The following is a 17,807-nucleotide window of genomic DNA, read 5'->3' as shown; positions in this document are numbered from 1 at the left end:
AGAAAAGCATAGAATGACCCATACCCAAACCTTTTTTCCCGAAAGTTTGATACTCGATGTAATAGGCAGGTCTCCTGGCTTGCGTCTTGTTGTTTACCTTCCCATTCTTGATTTCCGATTTGATAAAATCTGAAATCTCAATTCTAAAATTTTGAACAGTGGTTTTGTAGATAACAACAAGCTTGACAGCTTACAGTTGCGGGTACAGCCCAGGATTCTGGATTTTCGATTTAGATTTTTTTGATTGTTACAATCTAAAATCTGCAATCTGCAATCTTTCACCTGATTCCCTTTTAATGCGGTTTTAAAATTAAAAACAGCAACCTCAATACGGCTGCAAATGTAGTCTCTAAGATTCGAATAAAAAAATAAAATTGATTTTTAAAAAGGAATACATATACCTTTGCACTTCTCTCAAAAGTGTTAATATGAAATCTATTTTCCTGCGCTGCACCCTGTTTTTACTGATTATTTCCTCCATTGGATGCAAAAAAAACAATCCTGTTTCCAAAGAAACGGTTGTCTCCTCCACCAATTCCATTCAGTATGCCAAAGGGTTTGAAATCTACAAACACCAAGGTTTTTCAATCGTAAAAATCACGAATCCTTGGCCGGAAGCCAAAGAAAGTTTTACCTATATTCTCCAAGAAAAAAACGGAATCATCCCGGATAGTTTAAAGCAATTTACCGTTATTCCAATTCCCCTAAAATCGATTGTCGTAACCTCGACCACCCACATTCCGGCATTGGAATTATTGGGAGTCGAAAATACTTTGGCAGGTTTCCCAAACACCAATTACATTTCTTCCGAAAAAACCAGAAAGCGGATTGATGCTGGAAAAGTTCGAGAAGTAGGCGTTAATGAAAACCTGAACACCGAAGTTTTAATCGACATAAATCCTGATTTAATTGTCAGTTTTGGGTTGAACAACAGCAATCCTACTTTGGATAATCTTCAAAAAAGTGGCTTGAAAGTAATGCTCAACGGCGATTGGACGGAGCAATCTCCATTGGGAAAAGCCGAATGGATCAAGTTTTTCGGAGCATTATACGGATTGGATTCCAAGGCAAATGTCATTTTTTCGGAGATTGAAAAGGAATATAATGCCACCTTGGCTTTAGCCAAAAATGCAACAACCAAACCAACCGTTTTGAGTGGTGCGATGTATCAGGAACAATGGTATGTTCCGCAAGGTGAAAGTTGGGCTTCCCTGTTTTTGAAAGATGCTCAATCCCGTTATTTATGGGCAGACACAAAAGGAACCGGAAGTTTGGCCATACCCTTTGAAACCATCTTGGAAAAAGCACAAAATGCCGATTTCTGGATTGCTCCAGGAGATTTTTCGTCCTTGAAAGAAATGAGCGACAGCAATCCGCATTACAGCCAATTTGCCTCGTTTAAAAATAAAAAAGTATATTCGTACAGCCTAAACAAAGGCGCAAAAGGCGGCATCATATATTTCGAATGGTCTCCAACACGCCCCGATTGGGTTTTGAAAGATTTAATCAAAATTTTTCATCCGGAATTAGTACCGAATCACAAACTGTTTTTCTTTCAGAAATTGGAATAATATAGATTGAAATAGTAAAACAAATCAGCTCGTCTCTTCGAGTTATTTTTAACATTAATGCGACAGCTTTAATGTTAAAAATTGTATCGAGAAGCCTATAATAATTGAGTTCTCGATACATTTTATTAAAAAAGCTATCGCATTTTTTAATAAAACACTCGAACAGACGGTACGATAAACAAATCAAAGCTTGCAAAACAAAAACCGAAATACACTTCTATTCTCCTTTTTGACATTGTCATTGGTATTGCTGTTGTTGTTGAACATCAGCCTGGGTTCGGTTTCCATTCCAATGAAAGACGTTTTCAACAGTTTGACAGGAGGAAACGCCAGCAAGGAAACTTGGGATTACATCATCGTCAATTATAGACTACCCAAAGCCATTGCAGCAATTCTCGTGGGAATGGGGCTTGCCATCAGCGGATTGTTGATGCAAACCTTGTTCAGAAATCCATTGGCTGGACCCGATGTTTTGGGATTAAGTTCCGGAGCCAGTTTGGGCGTGGCAACGGTAATTTTGGGAGCGGCTTTCTTGCCTCCAGTTTTTGCTTCGTTTTTACTTTCTTCCTATGGAATTATTTTGGCTTCCAGTTTGGGGAGTTTCTTGGTTTTGTTGGCGGTTTTGTCGGTTTCGCAAAGCTTGCGCAACACCATGGCAATCCTGATTGTCGGCTTGATGTTTGGGAGTTTGACCAACGCGATTGTGGGAACACTGACCTATTTCAGCACCGCCGAACAATTGCAGAAATTCACTTTTTGGTCTTTGGGAAATCTGGGTAATTTGTCTTGGTCGTCGATTGTGATTTTATCGATTTGTGTCGCGATTGGCCTGCTTTTAAGCCTTGTCAACATCAAACCTCTCAACGCATTGCTCTTGGGCGAAAACTACGCCCGAAGTTTGGGAATGAATTACAAAAAAACCCGATTGGTCATCATTTTGGCTACCAGTATCTTGACGGGAAGCATCACCGCTTTTGCCGGTCCAATTGCCTTTATCGGATTGGCCGTGCCACATATTGCCAAATTGGTTTTTCAAACCAGCAATCACACTGTTTTATTTTGGAGTACTTTGCTTTTGGGCTCAATAATAATGCTTATTTGTGACTGTATTTCGCAACTTCCGGGAAGTGATATTACTTTGCCAATTAATGCCGTGACTTCTCTATTTGGTGCACCAATCGTAATTTGGTTGTTGCTTCGAAAACGTAAAATGATGAACTAATGGAAAACAAAATCATCTTGCAGGCTTCAAAAATCAGCATTGGATATACTTCTAAAAAAGTAAAGAATGTCATTGCCAAAAATATTGATTTATCTTTGGAAAAAGGAAAACTAATCGCCTTAATCGGGGCCAATGGCATTGGAAAATCAACGCTTTTAAGAACCATTACTGGAATCCAAAAACCCATTTCCGGAACTGTTTCGTTGAACAAAAAGAACATTCACGAAATGGATTTTCTAAACTTGGCACAAAATTTAAGTATCGTCTTGACCGAAAAATTACCGCCAAGCAACTTGACCGTTTGGGAGCTCATTGCTCTGGGAAGACAGCCTTACACCAATTGGATTGGAACACTAACCGACAATGATATTGCAAAAATCAACGAAGCAATAGCGCTGACACAAATCGAACATTTAGTATCCAAAAAACATTTCGAAATTAGCGACGGACAATTGCAAATCGTATTGATTGCAAGAGCTTTGGCACAGGATACTCCTTTGATTGTTTTAGATGAACCGACAACGCACTTGGATTTATTGCATAAAATTGCTCTTTTTAAACTCCTGAAAAGACTCACCCAAGAAACCGAAAAATGCATTCTTTTCTCGACACACGACATCGATATGGCGATACAATTGAGTGACGAAATGATCATTATGACTCCCGAAGCCGTGATTCAAGATCAACCCTGCAATTTGATCACGAAAGGAAGTTTTAACACTTTATTTAAAGACGAACATATTGTTTTCGATGCTCAAAAAGGGAGATTCCTTTTCACTTAGCCGATTCGCCCATATTCTATCTAGGTTTTTTAGTATTAAAGATTTTTAAAAATATTCAACACTGATTATCAGTGTTTTAAATATTTTTTTGTACTTTTAATCCCCCGTTTTTTTTCCCCCAAAGCTGAACTTGTCTACATATTAAAAACAATCTTTTAATTTTTTTTAATTATGAAAAATTTGTTTAGAATGCCAAAAAAAATCATTGTTTTGGGGTCATTATTCTTCCTTTTTTCTTGCAGTCAAGACGAAATGGCAAATAATGATGCACAAGAAAGCACTTCGCCGGCGCTTACAGCGAAAATGAGTTCCAAAAAACTTAATGTATTTAAAGGTCCACAAGTTGCTCTTGGATACGGGAAAGTACGTTCCTGGATTAGTGTTGACCAAAATGGATTTCCCAATGAAATAGGACTAGAAATCACGCCGGAAGCCTTTAAAAACTTGACAGCGGACAATGCTAAAACCCTTCCTCCCGAAGGCGAAACCATTGTTGTACCCTTGCAATTAAAGGCAAAACAATTGACTCCTTTCGACCACATTGGACTCAACTGGAATCCTCATGGACATGAACCTGAACATGTTTTTGATGTCCCCCATTTTGACATTCACTTTTACATGATATCTGCCGAAGAACAAATGGCAATTCCTGCTTGGTCTCCCAGTACCGATGCCGCTTTTAACAACTATCCTCCCATCGGCTATATGCCGGCTGATTATTTTACTCCTCCCGGTCCTGCCACTGCCGAGGCACAAATGGGAAAACACTGGCTACCTGTTAACTTGGGGGCTTATTTGCCATTTTCCAAAATTATGATTTACGGTTCCTATAATGGCAAATTAATTTTTGTTGAACCAATGATCACTTTAGATTATTTACTTTCCAATACAGATTTTAGCATGAATTATTCCCAGCCGGAACATTTTGCAAAAGCCGGAAATTATCCAACAAAATATAATATTTATCACGATGCTGCAACTGGAAATACTTACGTAACACTAAGTGAATTTGTAGCCAGAAACTAATTGTACTTAAAAGGGGAAGTCGAAACAGCTTCTCCTTTTTTATTTTTTTTCTTATACCAATTTGTCTAACTAAAATTTACTGTCATGAAAAATTATTTAAAAAGAGCGGCTATGTGTTTCGCTCTAATTTTGTTGGTTGTTTCCTGCGCGGAAGAAGATGTACTTGTAAATAATGAAGCATTAAATACTTCCAATTTAGCTAAAAAAATAAAGACCCCAGGTTTTGCAGACAACAATATGGTTCTGTATTGGAATGAAAAAACAGAACTTGTTCTTAGTGCTCCCGGGCCTCAACCTTCTCGCGCCCGGTTTTTTGCCATAATTCAAATTGCAGTACACGATGCACTCAATAACATCAAACCAAAGTATCAGCGCTATGCATTATTGAACGAAAGAAGAAAATTTGCAGACCCTGATGCAGCCGTTGCCAGCGCAGCTTATTGGGCTATTAAAGGACTAAACAGACAGGGAGCTTTCGCGGCAAATCTAGAAACTTGGTACATCCAAAGCTTGGCAACTATTCCTGATGGAGAAAGTAAAGAGTTGGGCAAAACTCTTGGAAAAAATGCTGCCGATGCCATTATCGCCAAGCGTGCCAATGATGGGTTACTGCAAGTGATTTTTTTTACAGATTTGCTTCCCAATGGAGTTAATCCCGGCGAATACCGGTCAACGCTTACTGCATTGAATTGGATCCCTCAAACAACACTGGCGTCAACTAGGAATGTGTCAAACTGGGGCACTGTAATGCAGCCTTATGTTATTGAAAGTAACTATCAGTTTAGACCTACGGGGCCTTATCCAGTTACATCAAATGAATACACAACTGATTTTAATGAAGTAAAAACAAAAGGCGCCAGGGTCGGTGGCATTCGCAGCGCCGATGAAGAAAAAAAAGGAAAATTCTGGAGTGAGAACAGGCCATCCATTATCTGGAACCATATCGTTAGACAAGCTATTGAGAATAAAAAACTCGATGCTTGGAAAACAGCTAGACTTTTTGCCTTAATGCATGTATCCATGGCGGAAAGCATCAACTCGGCATTGAACGGCAGCTATCATTACTATTCATGGAGACCCGAAACTGCCATTCGCTTAGCTGACAACGATGGCAATGACAATACACAAGGAAATCCCGACTGGCTGCCTGTCCTCTCCGAAACTCCGACTTCTGTATCTCCTCCGGTGCCGGGTTATCCAAGCGGTTTTGCAGCCTATGGGGGTACGACCGCCGAAATATTGCGGTTATTCTTTGAAACCGACAAAACTTCCATTGCTATTACAACTACCAGTACACACCCCGCTGTCCCCGTTGATCCTGCACAAAAGCCTTCTTTTCAATATTCAAGCTTTTCACAGGCAGCGAGAGACAATTCACTTAGTCTGATCTATAATGGTTGGGATTTTAGAAAATCGGCGTTGGATGGAGAAGAAATGGGAAGACAAATTGCAAACTATGTTTTCAATCATCATTTCCGCGAAAATGACGAGTGACGTATTTCAATAACATCATTTTTTCCAATATTATTTTTAAATGGAGTGCAGCCGAGATACATCAATGGTTCTTGACTGCACTCTATTTTATGAAATTACATCTAAATAAGAATATAGCGGATTAGAGAAATATTTCTGAAAAGCAAAACCCCAATCTGCCTATTTATATTTTATATCCAATCTGCCTTTTCGCTTCACCAATTACAAACGCAACAGAATTGGCAATATTAAAACTTCGGATTAAATTCGACATCGGAATGGTCAAATGATTTTCGAATCTAGCCAAAACTTCTTGGCTCAAACCAACGCTTTCTTTTCCAAAAACCAACCAATCTCCATCCTTAAAATCGTTTTCCAAATAGGATTTCTCTGCGTGGGAACTCATCAGGAAAACTCGGGATTTATCGGGAATTTGGGTAATCCATTCCTCTATATTTTGATATTCGGTCACATCCAAATGCACCCAATAATCCAAACCGGAGCGTTTCAGGTTCTTGTCATTGATGACAAACCCAAAAGGATGAATCAAATGCAAACGGCTTTCGGTACCTACGCACAAACGACCAATATTTCCAGTATTGTTGGGGATTTCAGGTTCTACTAAAACAATGTTGAGCATTATGATTTAAGATTTTTAATTAACGATTCTTGATTGCAGATAGACATCAGTTATTTTTCATTGTCATTGATATTGTCATTGATATTGAAATTGAAATTCTCGACTTCTTTTACTTCGCCAGCCTGCAAATCATTCAAATGAACGTTTCCTATTCGAACACGCACCAATCTCAAGGTAGGAAAACCAACGGCTGCCGTCATTTTTCGAACTTGGCGAAATTTCCCTTCATTGACCGTGATGGAAGCCCAGGAAGTTGGGCCGTGGCGTTCGTCCCTGATTTTTTTCCCCCTGGCTCCAAAAGCAGGAATTTCATTAATTATAAAAGATTCACAAGGTTTGGTGATGTATTTCGTGCCGTTGAAACCAATTTCGACTCCCTTCTTCATTTTATCAACGGCTTCTTGGGTGATGATTCCATCGACTTGAACATAATATTCCTTGTTCACTTTTTTGCTCCGCACTATTTCACTCATCTTCCCGTCGGTGGTCAATAAAAGCAACCCTTCCGAATCTTCGTCAAGGCGACCAATGGCCATTGTTCCTGCCGGAAAATCATGCAATTCTCCCAAAAGCTTTTTCTTGCGCTTCAATTCATAAATAAACTGGCTCAAATAGCCATAAGGTTTGTGGAGGATGAAATGGCGGTGTTGGGACATTCAGACTTGGAATTTTAAAAGACAAAGATAGTTTTGTTTTAACAACATTTAAAATAGAATGGCGATACAATTCATTCCCGCAAACCAAAAGCTATGTTAAATGATTGAATTACCATAAACAAATAGAATATCTTTATAAAAGTTGACACTATTAACACTAAAACAAATAGCATGGAGAATAATGATCTAGGTTCAAAAAAGATGAACAATAAGCAAAATACATCAGAAGAATTCGCTACCGAAAATGTACCTGAGAATTACGATCCTGCAGCAACAAAACTCGTGGCAGAAGTGGAAACCAACAGCAGTGGAGAGCAAAAAATTGTCCACAGGGCACGGAATGTTGATGCCAATCCAGAACAAAACAACAGCGAAGACAATGAAAGTCCGAGTTCCAGCCTTGAGATTTTTTCGGATAAAGAAATCCAAAGAATGATCGAAAACAAGGACCACAACTCGGATATCACAGCACATCGATATCCCAATTCCGATCCCGATAATCACGAAGACAGGGGAAACATAAAATTGGACGAATAATTTTTTTTGTTTTTTGAGTAGCCAACAAGAAAGGGATTTTTTGTTGGCTACTTTTTTTATTCTTTTAATACATTCCAATTAAAATAGTGTTTAAAAAACTCCAATTATTACTTACTTTTACTTTCTACAAAAAAACTCTCTTTATGTTAAATATGTTTCCGTTTTTACTGTTGTTCATTGTTGCACTCGCCATTGGAATTTTCATTGGAAAAATGATTTTTTCCACCAAATCTCAATCCGAAAAAGCCTTTTTGGAGGAAAAACTAAACGATTTCAAAGAACAATCTTTGGTCGAAAAAACAGCTTTGGAAAAACAATTGCAACAAGCTGTTCAAGAAAAGGAAAGCATTCGCAACGAAAAAGAAGCCATAAACATTCAGCTGACCAAGAAAGAAGTCGATTTTGAAAATCTTTGGGAACGCAACAGGGAACAAAAGGAGGAAGTGGAAAAACTACAGGAAAAATTCACCAAGGAATTCGAGAATTTGGCCAATAAAATCTTGGACGAAAAATCAAGCAAGTTCACCGAACAGAACAAGGAAAACATGAAAAACATCTTGTCGCCCTTGCAAGACAAGATTCAATTGTTCGAAAAGAAAGTTGAAGACACCCACAAGGAAAGTATCGATTATCACGCGGCTTTACGCCAACAAATATTGGGCTTGAGCGAAATGAATGCCCAAATGAGCAAGGAAACCTTGAACCTGACCAAAGCCTTGAAAGGCGACAGCAAAATGCAGGGAAATTGGGGCGAATTAATTCTGGAACGCGTGCTGGAAAAATCAGGATTGGAAAAAGACCGGGAATATTTTGTGCAACAATCCCACACCAATGCAGAAGGCAATCGCGTTTTTCCCGACGTGGTCATCAATCTTCCCGACGGCAAAAAGATGATCGTCGATTCTAAAGTGTCCCTGACCGCTTATGAAAAATACATCAACGAGGAAGAAGACAACCTGAAAAACGACTTTTTGAAAGAACACGTCAATTCGATAAAACGCCACGTGGAGCAATTGGGCGACAAAAATTACCAGGATTTATACCAAATTGAAAGCCCGGATTTCGTGCTGCTTTTCATTCCGATGGAACCCGCTTTTGCCTTGGCACTAAACGAAGACACCACTTTATACAATAGAGCTTTCGAAAAAAACATCGTGATCGTGACGCCTTCCACCCTATTGGCAACCCTGCGCACGATTGACAGTATGTGGACGAACCAAAAACAACAGGAAAATGCTTTTGAAATTGCCCGTCAAGCCGGTGCTTTGTATGACAAATTTGAAGGTTTTGTGGCCGATTTAATCAAAATTGGAAAAAAAATTGACGAAAGTAAAGTCGAATACCAAGGTGCCATGAACAAATTGGTGGATGGAAAAGGAAACCTCATCACGAGTGTCGAAAAATTGAAAAAAATGGGAGCCAAAGCCAAAAAAGCATTGCCCGACAACATCTTGAATCGCGCAAATGCAGATCGGGAGTAAAACAATTTATTTTAACAACCATATGCGTCAGTTCGAGTGTTTGTTTAAAAAATGCGACAGCTTTTTTTAAACGAATGTATCGAGAACCCAACATTGTAAACTTCTCGATACAATTTTGAATAGTAAAGCTGTCGCATTACTATTCAAAATCACTCGAAGTGACGGAATATTTTTATTACGGCAAAAGGAAATAAAAGCAAATTTTCTATTTACAAATTGCTGTTGGAAACAGCAAAACTTCTGTATTCGCTGGGCGTTTTACCGGTTCTTTTTTTGAAGAAAATAGGGAAATAATCGGGGTTTTCGAAGTTTAAACTATACGATATTTCCTTGATGGGCAAGTTGGTATTGTACAATAAAAGCTTGGCTTCGTTCAATTTTAATTCCATCATATATTTGGAGGGAGAAGTTCCCGTCAACTCCTTGAATGCCCTGCGAAATCCGGAATAGCTGATGCCAATATTTTTGGCAATATCTTCGGCAGTGGTGTTTTTATAGATTTCTTCCCGCATAATTACTTTAGCTTTGTTGATTTTATTGATGAGTTCTTCATCTTCAAAATCCCTGGTTTTGTCACGGTAATACATCAACCCCAAAATATTCATCACGATACCGGAAAGCGCTTGTTGGAAGCCGGCGCGTTCTTCGTTCGCAATTTCTATGGCCTTGTAATACAAATCAATAATTTCTTCATTCATCCCGATATTAAATACCGGAGGTCTATTCAAGAAAAAGCCTTCTTTTACAATTTTTTCGATGATTTCCCCTTTAAAACCAATCCAGTATTCGTTCCATCCCGAATTTTCCAGAGGTTTATAAGTATGCCAAACTCCGGGCATCAGGAAAAACATTTTCCCTTCGGTGATAAAACAGGATTGTTTTGAATTTCCAAAAGTAAAAACCCCATTGCCGTTGGTAATGTACAGCAACTGATATTCGTTTAACACTCTGCCTTTGTCTACATTGAAATAATAACCAACGGGATGTTTTTCGGGAGGATAATTTTCTTTTTCGGAAATATTTTGGTGTCCAACAGTGGTAATGGTTAACCCCCATAACTCGTCTTCTTCCGAAGTTATGGGATAATTAACATTATTATTTTTGTCGCTATAAATCATCTCAATTCCATTTATGGCATTTCATTACAAATATAAAGAATAATCATTACATCGAATTCCCGATACCCACCAATACTACCGACAACAGAATCACCGCAATTCCGGTGGCGATTGTCCACTTGGTTTCAGCTTTAACTCCTGACCATTCTTTTCGGTAAATCCCCCACATATTGGCGGTCAATATAATTGTCGACATGTGCAAAATCCATGAACTGGCTCCATTTCCCAATTTGCTTTCGCCCATTCCATAAAAGAAAAATTGCAAAAACCAGGTGGTTCCAGCCAAGGCACAAAACAAGACATTACGAGTAATCGGAGTCGATTTGTCGGTAAAGTTTTCGTACGATTTGTTTTTCAAGCTTAAAATGGTCGTCCAGATTAAATTCGTGGTCAATCCACCCCAAAGGATAACCACAAAAATCACGTTGTTTTGGTAAAGAAATTCTCCCTGATTGGGATTCAAGACTTTCCAGGCTTCATTGGCAACATCGGCCATTGGTTTTCCGGCTTCAATTCCAAAGTTGAAAAATGAACTCAAAATACCCGAAATAACGGCAATAATCAACCCTTTTACCATATCAAATTCGGCAACACTGGCACTTTGTTGTTCCTTGGTTAGTTCACGCTCTTTCATCATCCCCGCTTTCCCGGAAATACCAATACCCAGAAGACAAACCAAAACGCCAAGAAGCACCAATTGTCCTCCGCTGGTTGACAGCATGTCGGTAAAAGAAACTTTACCGACTGTTGGATAAATTGTGTAATAAATGGAAGGTACGACAGCTCCAAAAGCGGCGCAAAAACCCAAAACCACGGAATTCCCCAATGACATTCCCAAATAGCGAACGCCCAAACCGTAAGTCAAGCCTCCTATTCCCCAGAGAAGTCCCATTATGAAAGTGATGGTCAAAATTTGGGTGGAACAATTGGCTATAATGGTTCCAAATCCCGGAATGGTAAGATAAGCAGCCAATGGCGGCACTATCAACCAGGAAAACAACCCGCCAATAATCCAAAAGCTTTCCCAAGCCCAACCTTTTACCTTGTTGTAAGGCATATAAAAACTACCCGAAGCAAAACCTCCGATAGAATGAAAAAGTAATCCTAAAAGTGCATTCATTTTTTATTGAAATCTGCTCTAATCATACGTTTAATACCATCTAGGTTTTAAATTTACTAAGATAAATCAATCTAAATATACACGTCTGTTCGAGTGTTTATTAAAAAATGCGAAAGCTTTTTTTAATAAAATGTATCGAGAACTCCAAAATTGAAAACTTCTCGATACAATTTTTAATAGTAAAGCTATCGCATTACTATTAAAAATCACTCGAAGAGACGGTGCTTTTTATTCCAGTAAAATCAAAAGTAAAACGGTAAATTATAAAAATAGCAGACAATTAATTGGTTAGTAAATAGAAAAAATCAAGATAAAAAAACTCCCCAACTCCTTTTTTACAAGAAATCGAGGAGTTAATAATTTATCTTTTGGAAGTTACATTTCTTTCATATTCTTGAATGTCAGAAATATAATCTTCAGCTGGAGTGATTCCTTTTGTTGAACAATAGTAATCATATACGGCAGCCCAAGGCAATGACTTGGCTTCTTCCAACAAGGCCAAACGTTCGAAATTTTGACCGTTTACTTCGTAAGAATTCAATTGTGCACTTGGTTCCAACAAGGCTTGCAAAAATGCTTTTTGTGTGGCGCGAACACCAATTACGTAAGCACCAATTCTGTTGATAGAAGCATCGAAGAAATCCAATCCTACGTGAACTCTATCCAAGGCTTTGGCACGAATAATTTCTTGGGCAATGGCTTGCAATTCGTCGTTTAAAATCACGACGTGATCGCTATCCCAACGAACACCGCGACTTACGTGAAGCAGGATTTCTGGTGTAAACAATAATAAAGAGGAAATTTTATCGGAGATTACTTCTGTAGGGTGAAAATGTCCCGCATCCAAAGTAATCATTTTGTTATTGGCAATGCCATAACCCATATAAAATTCGTGTGAACCCACCACAAAACTTTCGCTTCCAATACCAAATAATTTACATTCGATACTGTCCAACATCAATTCGTCATTCGATTTGTATTCGAAAATATTGTCCAATGAATTTTTCAAGTTTTGACGATATAACGAACGATCCACGATTAAATCTTTCGACCCGTCTGGAATCCAGATGTTGTGGATACATTTTGAACCCAATTGACGTCCGATTTCTTCGGCAATTTTACGACAACGAATCACGTGTTCTACCCAAAACTGGCGAATGGCAGGATCACGGTGTGACAAGGTAAATCCATCGGCTGATTTTTCGTGGGAGAAACATGTGGCGTTAAAATCCAGTTTATATCCTTTCTCTTTTGCCCAATCAATCCAGCTTTGGAAATGTTTGATTTCAATTTGGTCACGATCTACTTTTTCTCCACCAAAATCCCCGTACAAAGCGTGTAAATTCACTCGGTGTTCGCCCGGAATTAAAGACATTGCTTTGTCGATGTCGGCACGAAGTTCGGCAATGGTTCTGGCTTTACCTGGATAATTTCCAGTAACTTGGATACCGCCCGTCAATTCATCATTTCCGGCTTCAAATCCAGTAACGTCGTCGGCTTGCCAACAGTGTAGCGAGATGGATAATTTGTCCATGTCGGCAATTGCTTTTTCCACGTCGATTCCAAATCCGGCGTATCGTGTTTTTGCATATTCGAACGCTTGATTAATTTGTTCTGTTTTCATATGTTGATATTTATTGTTTTTTGTCGGTCATATGTAATTCGCATATCATTATTGGGGTTTGCGACCAAATTATCTATTATGCTCATTTCATTTTTTATTTTTAAGGTTGGTTAAAATGCTTTTTTATACAATTCCAAAATATCGCCCAATTTTACTTCACGAGGATTTCCTGGAGTACAAACGTCTTCGAAAGCCGATTGGGAAAGTCTTTCCAAGTCTTCTTCTTTAACATTCAAAAGCTGTAATTTTTCTGGAATACCTACTTCAATGGCAAGATTTTTCACGGCATCAACCGCGGCTTGTGCAGCGTCTGAAAGCGACAAATGATCCACTTTTATTCCCATCGCACGGGCAATGTCAACATATTTGGCAATCGAGGATTCGGTGTTGTATTCCATAACGATTGGCAATAACAAGGCATTGGCAACTCCGTGTGGAATGTCGTAATAAGCTCCCAATGGATGTGCCATTCCGTGTACCAATCCTAATCCAACGTTAGAAAATCCCATTCCGGCAATGTATTGGGCAACGGCCATACCATCACGAGCCACTACATCCGATGGATTTTTAACCACTACCGGCAAATGTTTGGCAATCATTTCGATGGCTTTCAATTCGAACATATCCGACATTTCCCAAGCCCCTTTGGTAATATAGCCCTCGATGGCGTGGGTCAAGGCGTCCATTCCTGTTGCAGCGGTCAAACTTGGCGGCAAGCTCAACATTAATTCGGCATCGACAATGGAAAGAACAGGAATAACGTTAGGGTCAACGCAAACCATTTTCTTCACGTTTTCTTCGTCGGTAATCACGTAATTGATGGTTACCTCGGCAGCCGTTCCAGCCGTGGTTGGCAAAGCAATAATCGGAACAGATTTGTTTTTGGTGTCGGCCACTCCTTCCAAGGAAACCACGTCGGCAAATTCAGGATTGTTGGAAATAATCCCTATTCCTTTGGCAGTATCAATTGGCGAACCTCCACCAATGGCCACAATAGCATCGGCACCGGACTCACTAAAAGCGACAACGCCTTCTTTTACTTGGGCAACGGTTGGGTTTTGTTTTACATTCGAAAAAATAGTGTATTCGATTTTTGCTGCATCTAAAATACTCGTCACTTTTTCGACCACTCCAAATTTCAATAAATCCTTGTCGGTAACGATAAACACTTTTTTCAAGCCTCTTTTTTTGATTTCGTCTGCAAGTACAGAACGACTTCCTGCCCCATAATAGGACATTTCATTTAAAATAATTCTTTTAATGGCACTCATGATATTGTTATATTTTTTTTATTTTTTTCAATTTTAAAATACCCTTTAGAAAAGAATGTACCCTGTCAAGTCGAGCACAGTCGAGACTCAACGGTTAGTCTCGACTGCGCTCGACTTGACAAACCGATTTAAGGAAACAACATTAATTTCTAAATGATGGGATAGTTCTTTATTTATCTTATTATTGCGCTAAAAGCCACTCTCAATTCATCGATTTCGGCATCACCCATTGGACACAAAGGACCAACTGAGGCAGCCATTACCAATGAATTGGCACTGAATTCGGCCACTTCCAGGTAGTCGAATGTGTTTAGCAGTTTGTCGCCTGTAACAACAACACAGTCATTTTCGATCAAGACAACGCGATTTTTGTCAAACATATTTGCCATACCGTCTATATCATCGAATAAAGAACCGAAAGGAACGGAAGGTACATCCTGCAAGAAAATCCAGCTTTCCGGAATGGTTCGAACATCAAATTTGGTTCCGCTGATTGAGTGGGCCATCAAATTAGGAGACTGTGTCATGATGATGGAATTGATGTGCGGGTTTTGCTCGTAAATGCGTTGGTGCAATGGCACTTGATAACTTGGGTTTTTATTGTCTTCGGTCATTCCGTTTTTAACCTGGATGATATTATCGGCAGAAATGTTCCAACGAGAGACATTGTGCGGCGTAATCAAGAAGTCATTTCCACTCCAACGAGCTGAAACTGTTCCAAAAGTTGAAATCATTAATCCCTGCTCACAGGCACGGTGAATGATATTTACCATATCTCTTCTTATCGCTAATTCATCTGATGGATATCCCACATCAGAAAACTGGGAGGTTTTCGAAGGAATTTGTGCTCTGTACTGTTGAATTTGTTCATCGGTCAATGCGTGAACTTTCCCCAATTTACCGGCACTCACGATGGTGCAACAGCACAATTCCAAGGTTTCAAATCGTTGGTAGGCATCCAGCATGTCGGACCCTCCCAACACAACTCCGTGGTTTTCCATGATTACGGCTTTAGAATCGGTACCGATAAATTGATCCGCAATTTTTTTGCCTAATTCCTTACTTCCCGGACAACCATAAGGTGCATAACCTACTTTACCGCAAACAGAACGGAAATGGGGAGTGATATTGGTATTGGGAACTTGGCGAGTGATGCTGAAAGCCACCAATCCTGGAGGGTGTGCGTGAATGATTGCATTAATGTCGGGACGCGCTTCAAAAATGGCTTTATGAAAAGGGAATTCAGATGATGGCTTGTGCAAGCCTACAATAGTTCCGTCTTTTTTTACGCAAACAATATCTTTCGGGGTCAAATCTCCTTTATCTACAGCAGAAGGTGTAATCCAAATATCTCCATTTTTATCTCTTATCGAAATATTGCCCCCTGAGGTGGTAGTCATTCCTTTTTCGTAAATTCTTCCAATGACCATGTTGATTTGCTCAACAGGATGCATTAATTTAACATCTAACTTTTTCATTCTTCTATTATTTATTTTATTGTATATTCTTTTTCAACCTAAACGTGGTGGGCGTAGGTTTCTTTTTTTAACTGGGTAATGCTCAAGAATTTTTGGTACGCTTCATACCAAACTACCGGTTCTTCCGGACTGAATTCATCCAATGGCACCGAATTGGCAATGATCTGGCGCATTTCCTGCAACGAGCTTACGCAACCGGCAGACTTGGCTTGAATCATAATGTTTCCGATGGCAGTTGCTTCAGAAGGGCCAGCAATTACGGTAATTCCCGTGGCATTGGCAGTCCATTGATTCAACAAAGGATTTTTTGATCCTCCTCCAATTACATGCAATTTTTCAATTGAAAAAGGCGACAAGTCCTTGAGTTTTCCCAATACATAATTGTATTTGAGCGAAAGGCTTTCGAAAATGCATCGAACAAACTCGGCATGCGTGGAAGGCACGATTTGATTCGTTGCCCGACAATAATCGGCTATTGCGGTCGGCATGCAAACTGGATTGGCAAATGAAACATGGTCGGGATCAATCAGGGATTGAAAAGCAGGAACAGTGGCGGTCATTTGAACCAGTTTTTCGTAAGCATAAGTGATGCCTTCGTTTTTCCAGTCTTTCAAACATTGCTCCAACAGCCACATTCCCGTGATGTTTTTCAAGAAACGGGTCGTTCCTTCAATTCCGCCTTCGTTGGTGAAGTTCAACGCAAAAGTTTCGCCGTTGATAATCGGGTCTTTTACTTCAATACCCATCAAGGACCAAGTTCCTGAACTTAGGTAAGCAAAATTTTCGCTGGTAGCTGGAACCGCAGCAACCGCAGCAGCCGTATCGTGTCCTGCGACAGCGATTACATTGATTTTTCCTAATTCGCTTTCTGCTGCCAAATCGTCTTTTAGTGTGCCTATCAAATGACCCGGCATCACGATTTCTCCCAAAATGGAAGGCGAAACTCCCGCTTTTTCAAGCAATTCGGCTTCAAATTTTTTGGTGCGTGGATTTAAAATTTGGGAAGTGGACGCAACAGTATATTCCACGACTTTATTTCCGGTAAGCATGTAAGCCAAGGCATCGGGAATGAACAACAATTCCTTGGCGCTTTTTAACAAAGAATTGTTGGCTTGACTCAAGGCAAAAAGTTGGTACAAACTATTAAAATTCATCACTTGAATTCCCGTTAGTTCATATACTTTTTCACGCGAAATCAGGTCGAAATATTTTTCGGGTATATCGATGGTATGCGGATCGCGATAGGCATATGGTGCACCAAGTATAGAACCGTCCTCGGCCAGCAAAACAAAATCCACGCCCCAAGTATCAATCCCAATGGAAGCGATTTCCACACCTTCTCTTTTGGCGGCAACAAGTCCTTCTTTCAAATGTTCGAACAAGGAATAAATATTCCAATGTATGTGATTCCCGATTTGAAGTATTTGATTGGAAAAACGGGTCAGTTCCTTCATTTGAAGGCGACCGTTTTCAACTGTACCCAAAATGGTGCGCCCGCTAGTTGCTCCAAGATCGAAAGCCAAGAATGATTTATTTTTCATCCGAAAATATTGTTTAGTCTAAAAATGAGTAAGAAATTAAAATTTAATCGGTTATTGCCTGCAACACTATTTTCTTCTGCTTCATGAATAACCACATACAAATGTATTTTATACACATACAACCAAGAATGCATTTTTGATATTTAAACTTGATTTTTTGATAAAATTCTTAATTTAAATATATGATAATTATCATATTCTTAATAAAAAGACAAATTTATCCAAATATAAAAATGATAAAAATCAGGATAGAATTCTATATAAATT

At 39.2% G+C, this 17,807-nt stretch carries 15 protein-coding genes and 1 riboswitch; of the genes, 7 read left to right on the top strand and 8 right to left on the bottom strand.

The window, feature by feature from the left end; all coding sequences use genetic code 11:
- Positions 1-48 precede the first annotated feature (48 nt).
- Positions 49-343, bottom strand: a riboswitch (cobalamin riboswitch).
- Between the two features lie 85 nt (positions 344-428).
- The 5 genes from BUC16_RS09325 to BUC16_RS09305 all read left to right on the top strand — a co-directional run bounded on the left by BUC16_RS09325 (position 429) and on the right by BUC16_RS09305 (position 6,095).
- A complete protein-coding gene (locus BUC16_RS09325) occupies positions 429-1,571 on the top strand; it encodes an ABC transporter substrate-binding protein (RefSeq protein WP_073370046.1) in 1,143 nt (380 codons plus the stop codon).
- A 190-nt stretch (positions 1,572-1,761) separates the two neighbouring features.
- Positions 1,762-2,793: an iron chelate uptake ABC transporter family permease subunit gene (locus BUC16_RS09320; RefSeq protein WP_073370044.1), complete on the top strand. Its 1,032-nt coding sequence runs from the start codon at positions 1,762-1,764 to the stop codon at positions 2,791-2,793.
- Positions 2,793-3,575 (top strand): ABC transporter ATP-binding protein, encoded by a 783-nt coding sequence (locus BUC16_RS09315; protein ID WP_073370043.1) that lies wholly within the window; start codon positions 2,793-2,795, stop codon positions 3,573-3,575. The genes BUC16_RS09320 and BUC16_RS09315 overlap by 1 nt, the downstream gene beginning before the upstream one ends.
- Before the next feature lie 189 nt (positions 3,576-3,764).
- Complete coding sequence (locus BUC16_RS09310) at positions 3,765-4,601, top strand: hypothetical protein (protein WP_141226116.1); 837 nt, start codon at positions 3,765-3,767, stop codon at positions 4,599-4,601.
- 84 nt (positions 4,602-4,685) lie between these two features.
- A complete protein-coding gene (locus BUC16_RS09305; protein ID WP_073370040.1) occupies positions 4,686-6,095 on the top strand; it encodes a vanadium-dependent haloperoxidase in 1,410 nt (469 codons plus the stop codon).
- A gap of 163 nt (positions 6,096-6,258) precedes the next feature.
- Here BUC16_RS09305 and BUC16_RS09300 read toward each other — a convergent pair whose 3' ends face one another.
- Positions 6,259-6,714, bottom strand: a complete 456-nt coding sequence (locus BUC16_RS09300) for a tRNA (cytidine(34)-2'-O)-methyltransferase (protein ID WP_073370038.1) — start codon at positions 6,712-6,714, stop codon at positions 6,259-6,261.
- A 50-nt stretch (positions 6,715-6,764) separates the two neighbouring features.
- On the bottom strand, positions 6,765-7,370 hold the full coding sequence (locus BUC16_RS09295; RefSeq protein ID WP_073370037.1) for a pseudouridine synthase: 606 nt from the start codon (positions 7,368-7,370) through the stop codon (positions 6,765-6,767).
- 201 nt (positions 7,371-7,571) lie between these two features.
- Between BUC16_RS09295 and BUC16_RS09290 the strand changes: the two genes are divergently transcribed.
- Both BUC16_RS09290 and BUC16_RS09285 read left to right on the top strand, forming a co-directional pair.
- Complete coding sequence (locus tag BUC16_RS09290) at positions 7,572-7,907, top strand: hypothetical protein (RefSeq protein WP_141226115.1); 336 nt, start codon at positions 7,572-7,574, stop codon at positions 7,905-7,907.
- 143 nt (positions 7,908-8,050) lie between these two features.
- Positions 8,051-9,388, top strand: coding sequence for a DNA recombination protein RmuC (locus BUC16_RS09285; protein ID WP_073370034.1), 1,338 nt, complete (start codon positions 8,051-8,053; stop codon positions 9,386-9,388).
- Between the two features lie 209 nt (positions 9,389-9,597).
- Here the strand turns inward: BUC16_RS09285 and BUC16_RS09280 are convergent, their stop codons facing one another.
- The 6 genes from BUC16_RS09280 to BUC16_RS09255 all read right to left on the bottom strand — a co-directional run bounded on the left by BUC16_RS09280 (position 9,598) and on the right by BUC16_RS09255 (position 17,540).
- A complete protein-coding gene (locus BUC16_RS09280; protein WP_073370033.1) occupies positions 9,598-10,506 on the bottom strand; it encodes an AraC family transcriptional regulator in 909 nt (302 codons plus the stop codon).
- Between the two features lie 46 nt (positions 10,507-10,552).
- Positions 10,553-11,626: an L-rhamnose/proton symporter RhaT gene (gene rhaT / locus BUC16_RS09275; RefSeq protein WP_073370031.1), complete on the bottom strand. Its 1,074-nt coding sequence runs from the start codon at positions 11,624-11,626 to the stop codon at positions 10,553-10,555.
- Positions 11,627-11,987: 361 nt separating this feature from the next.
- Positions 11,988-13,250, bottom strand: coding sequence for an L-rhamnose isomerase (locus tag BUC16_RS09270; protein ID WP_073370030.1), 1,263 nt, complete (start codon positions 13,248-13,250; stop codon positions 11,988-11,990).
- Between the two features lie 110 nt (positions 13,251-13,360).
- Positions 13,361-14,521, bottom strand: a complete 1,161-nt coding sequence (gene fucO / locus BUC16_RS09265) for a lactaldehyde reductase (RefSeq protein WP_073370028.1) — start codon at positions 14,519-14,521, stop codon at positions 13,361-13,363.
- A gap of 173 nt (positions 14,522-14,694) precedes the next feature.
- Positions 14,695-15,999: a class II aldolase/adducin family protein gene (locus BUC16_RS09260; RefSeq protein ID WP_073370027.1), complete on the bottom strand. Its 1,305-nt coding sequence runs from the start codon at positions 15,997-15,999 to the stop codon at positions 14,695-14,697.
- Positions 16,000-16,037: 38 nt separating this feature from the next.
- Positions 16,038-17,540, bottom strand: coding sequence for a rhamnulokinase (locus BUC16_RS09255; protein WP_073370025.1), 1,503 nt, complete (start codon positions 17,538-17,540; stop codon positions 16,038-16,040).
- Positions 17,541-17,807 lie beyond the last annotated feature (267 nt).

This window comes from Flavobacterium fluvii, from assembly GCF_900129545.1.
Lineage (GTDB): Bacteria > Bacteroidota > Bacteroidia > Flavobacteriales > Flavobacteriaceae > Flavobacterium > Flavobacterium fluvii.
The sequence above is the reverse complement of the archived record's forward strand: the minus strand, read 5'-3'. Positions and strand labels throughout refer to the sequence as shown.

Excerpts from the sequence above, each read along its gene's own strand:
- BUC16_RS09325 (WP_073370046.1), top strand. The coding sequence starts at position 429 with ATGAAATCTATTTTCCTGCGCTGCACCCTGTTTTTACTGATTATTTCC.
- BUC16_RS09315 (WP_073370043.1), top strand. The coding sequence starts at position 2,793 with ATGGAAAACAAAATCATCTTGCAGGCTTCAAAAATCAGCATTGGATAT.
- BUC16_RS09310 (WP_141226116.1), top strand. The coding sequence starts at position 3,765 with ATGCCAAAAAAAATCATTGTTTTGGGGTCATTATTCTTCCTTTTTTCT.
- BUC16_RS09305 (WP_073370040.1), top strand. The coding sequence starts at position 4,686 with ATGAAAAATTATTTAAAAAGAGCGGCTATGTGTTTCGCTCTAATTTTG.
- BUC16_RS09300 (WP_073370038.1), bottom strand. The coding sequence starts at position 6,714 with ATGCTCAACATTGTTTTAGTAGAACCTGAAATCCCCAACAATACTGGA.
- BUC16_RS09295 (WP_073370037.1), bottom strand. The coding sequence starts at position 7,370 with ATGTCCCAACACCGCCATTTCATCCTCCACAAACCTTATGGCTATTTG.
- BUC16_RS09290 (WP_141226115.1), top strand. The coding sequence starts at position 7,572 with ATGAACAATAAGCAAAATACATCAGAAGAATTCGCTACCGAAAATGTA.
- BUC16_RS09285 (WP_073370034.1), top strand. The coding sequence starts at position 8,051 with ATGTTAAATATGTTTCCGTTTTTACTGTTGTTCATTGTTGCACTCGCC.
- BUC16_RS09280 (WP_073370033.1), bottom strand. The coding sequence starts at position 10,506 with ATGATTTATAGCGACAAAAATAATAATGTTAATTATCCCATAACTTCG.
- rhaT (WP_073370031.1), bottom strand. The coding sequence starts at position 11,626 with ATGAATGCACTTTTAGGATTACTTTTTCATTCTATCGGAGGTTTTGCT.
- BUC16_RS09270 (WP_073370030.1), bottom strand. The coding sequence starts at position 13,250 with ATGAAAACAGAACAAATTAATCAAGCGTTCGAATATGCAAAAACACGA.
- fucO (WP_073370028.1), bottom strand. The coding sequence starts at position 14,521 with ATGAGTGCCATTAAAAGAATTATTTTAAATGAAATGTCCTATTATGGG.
- BUC16_RS09260 (WP_073370027.1), bottom strand. The coding sequence starts at position 15,999 with ATGAAAAAGTTAGATGTTAAATTAATGCATCCTGTTGAGCAAATCAAC.
- BUC16_RS09255 (WP_073370025.1), bottom strand. The coding sequence starts at position 17,540 with ATGAAAAATAAATCATTCTTGGCTTTCGATCTTGGAGCAACTAGCGGG.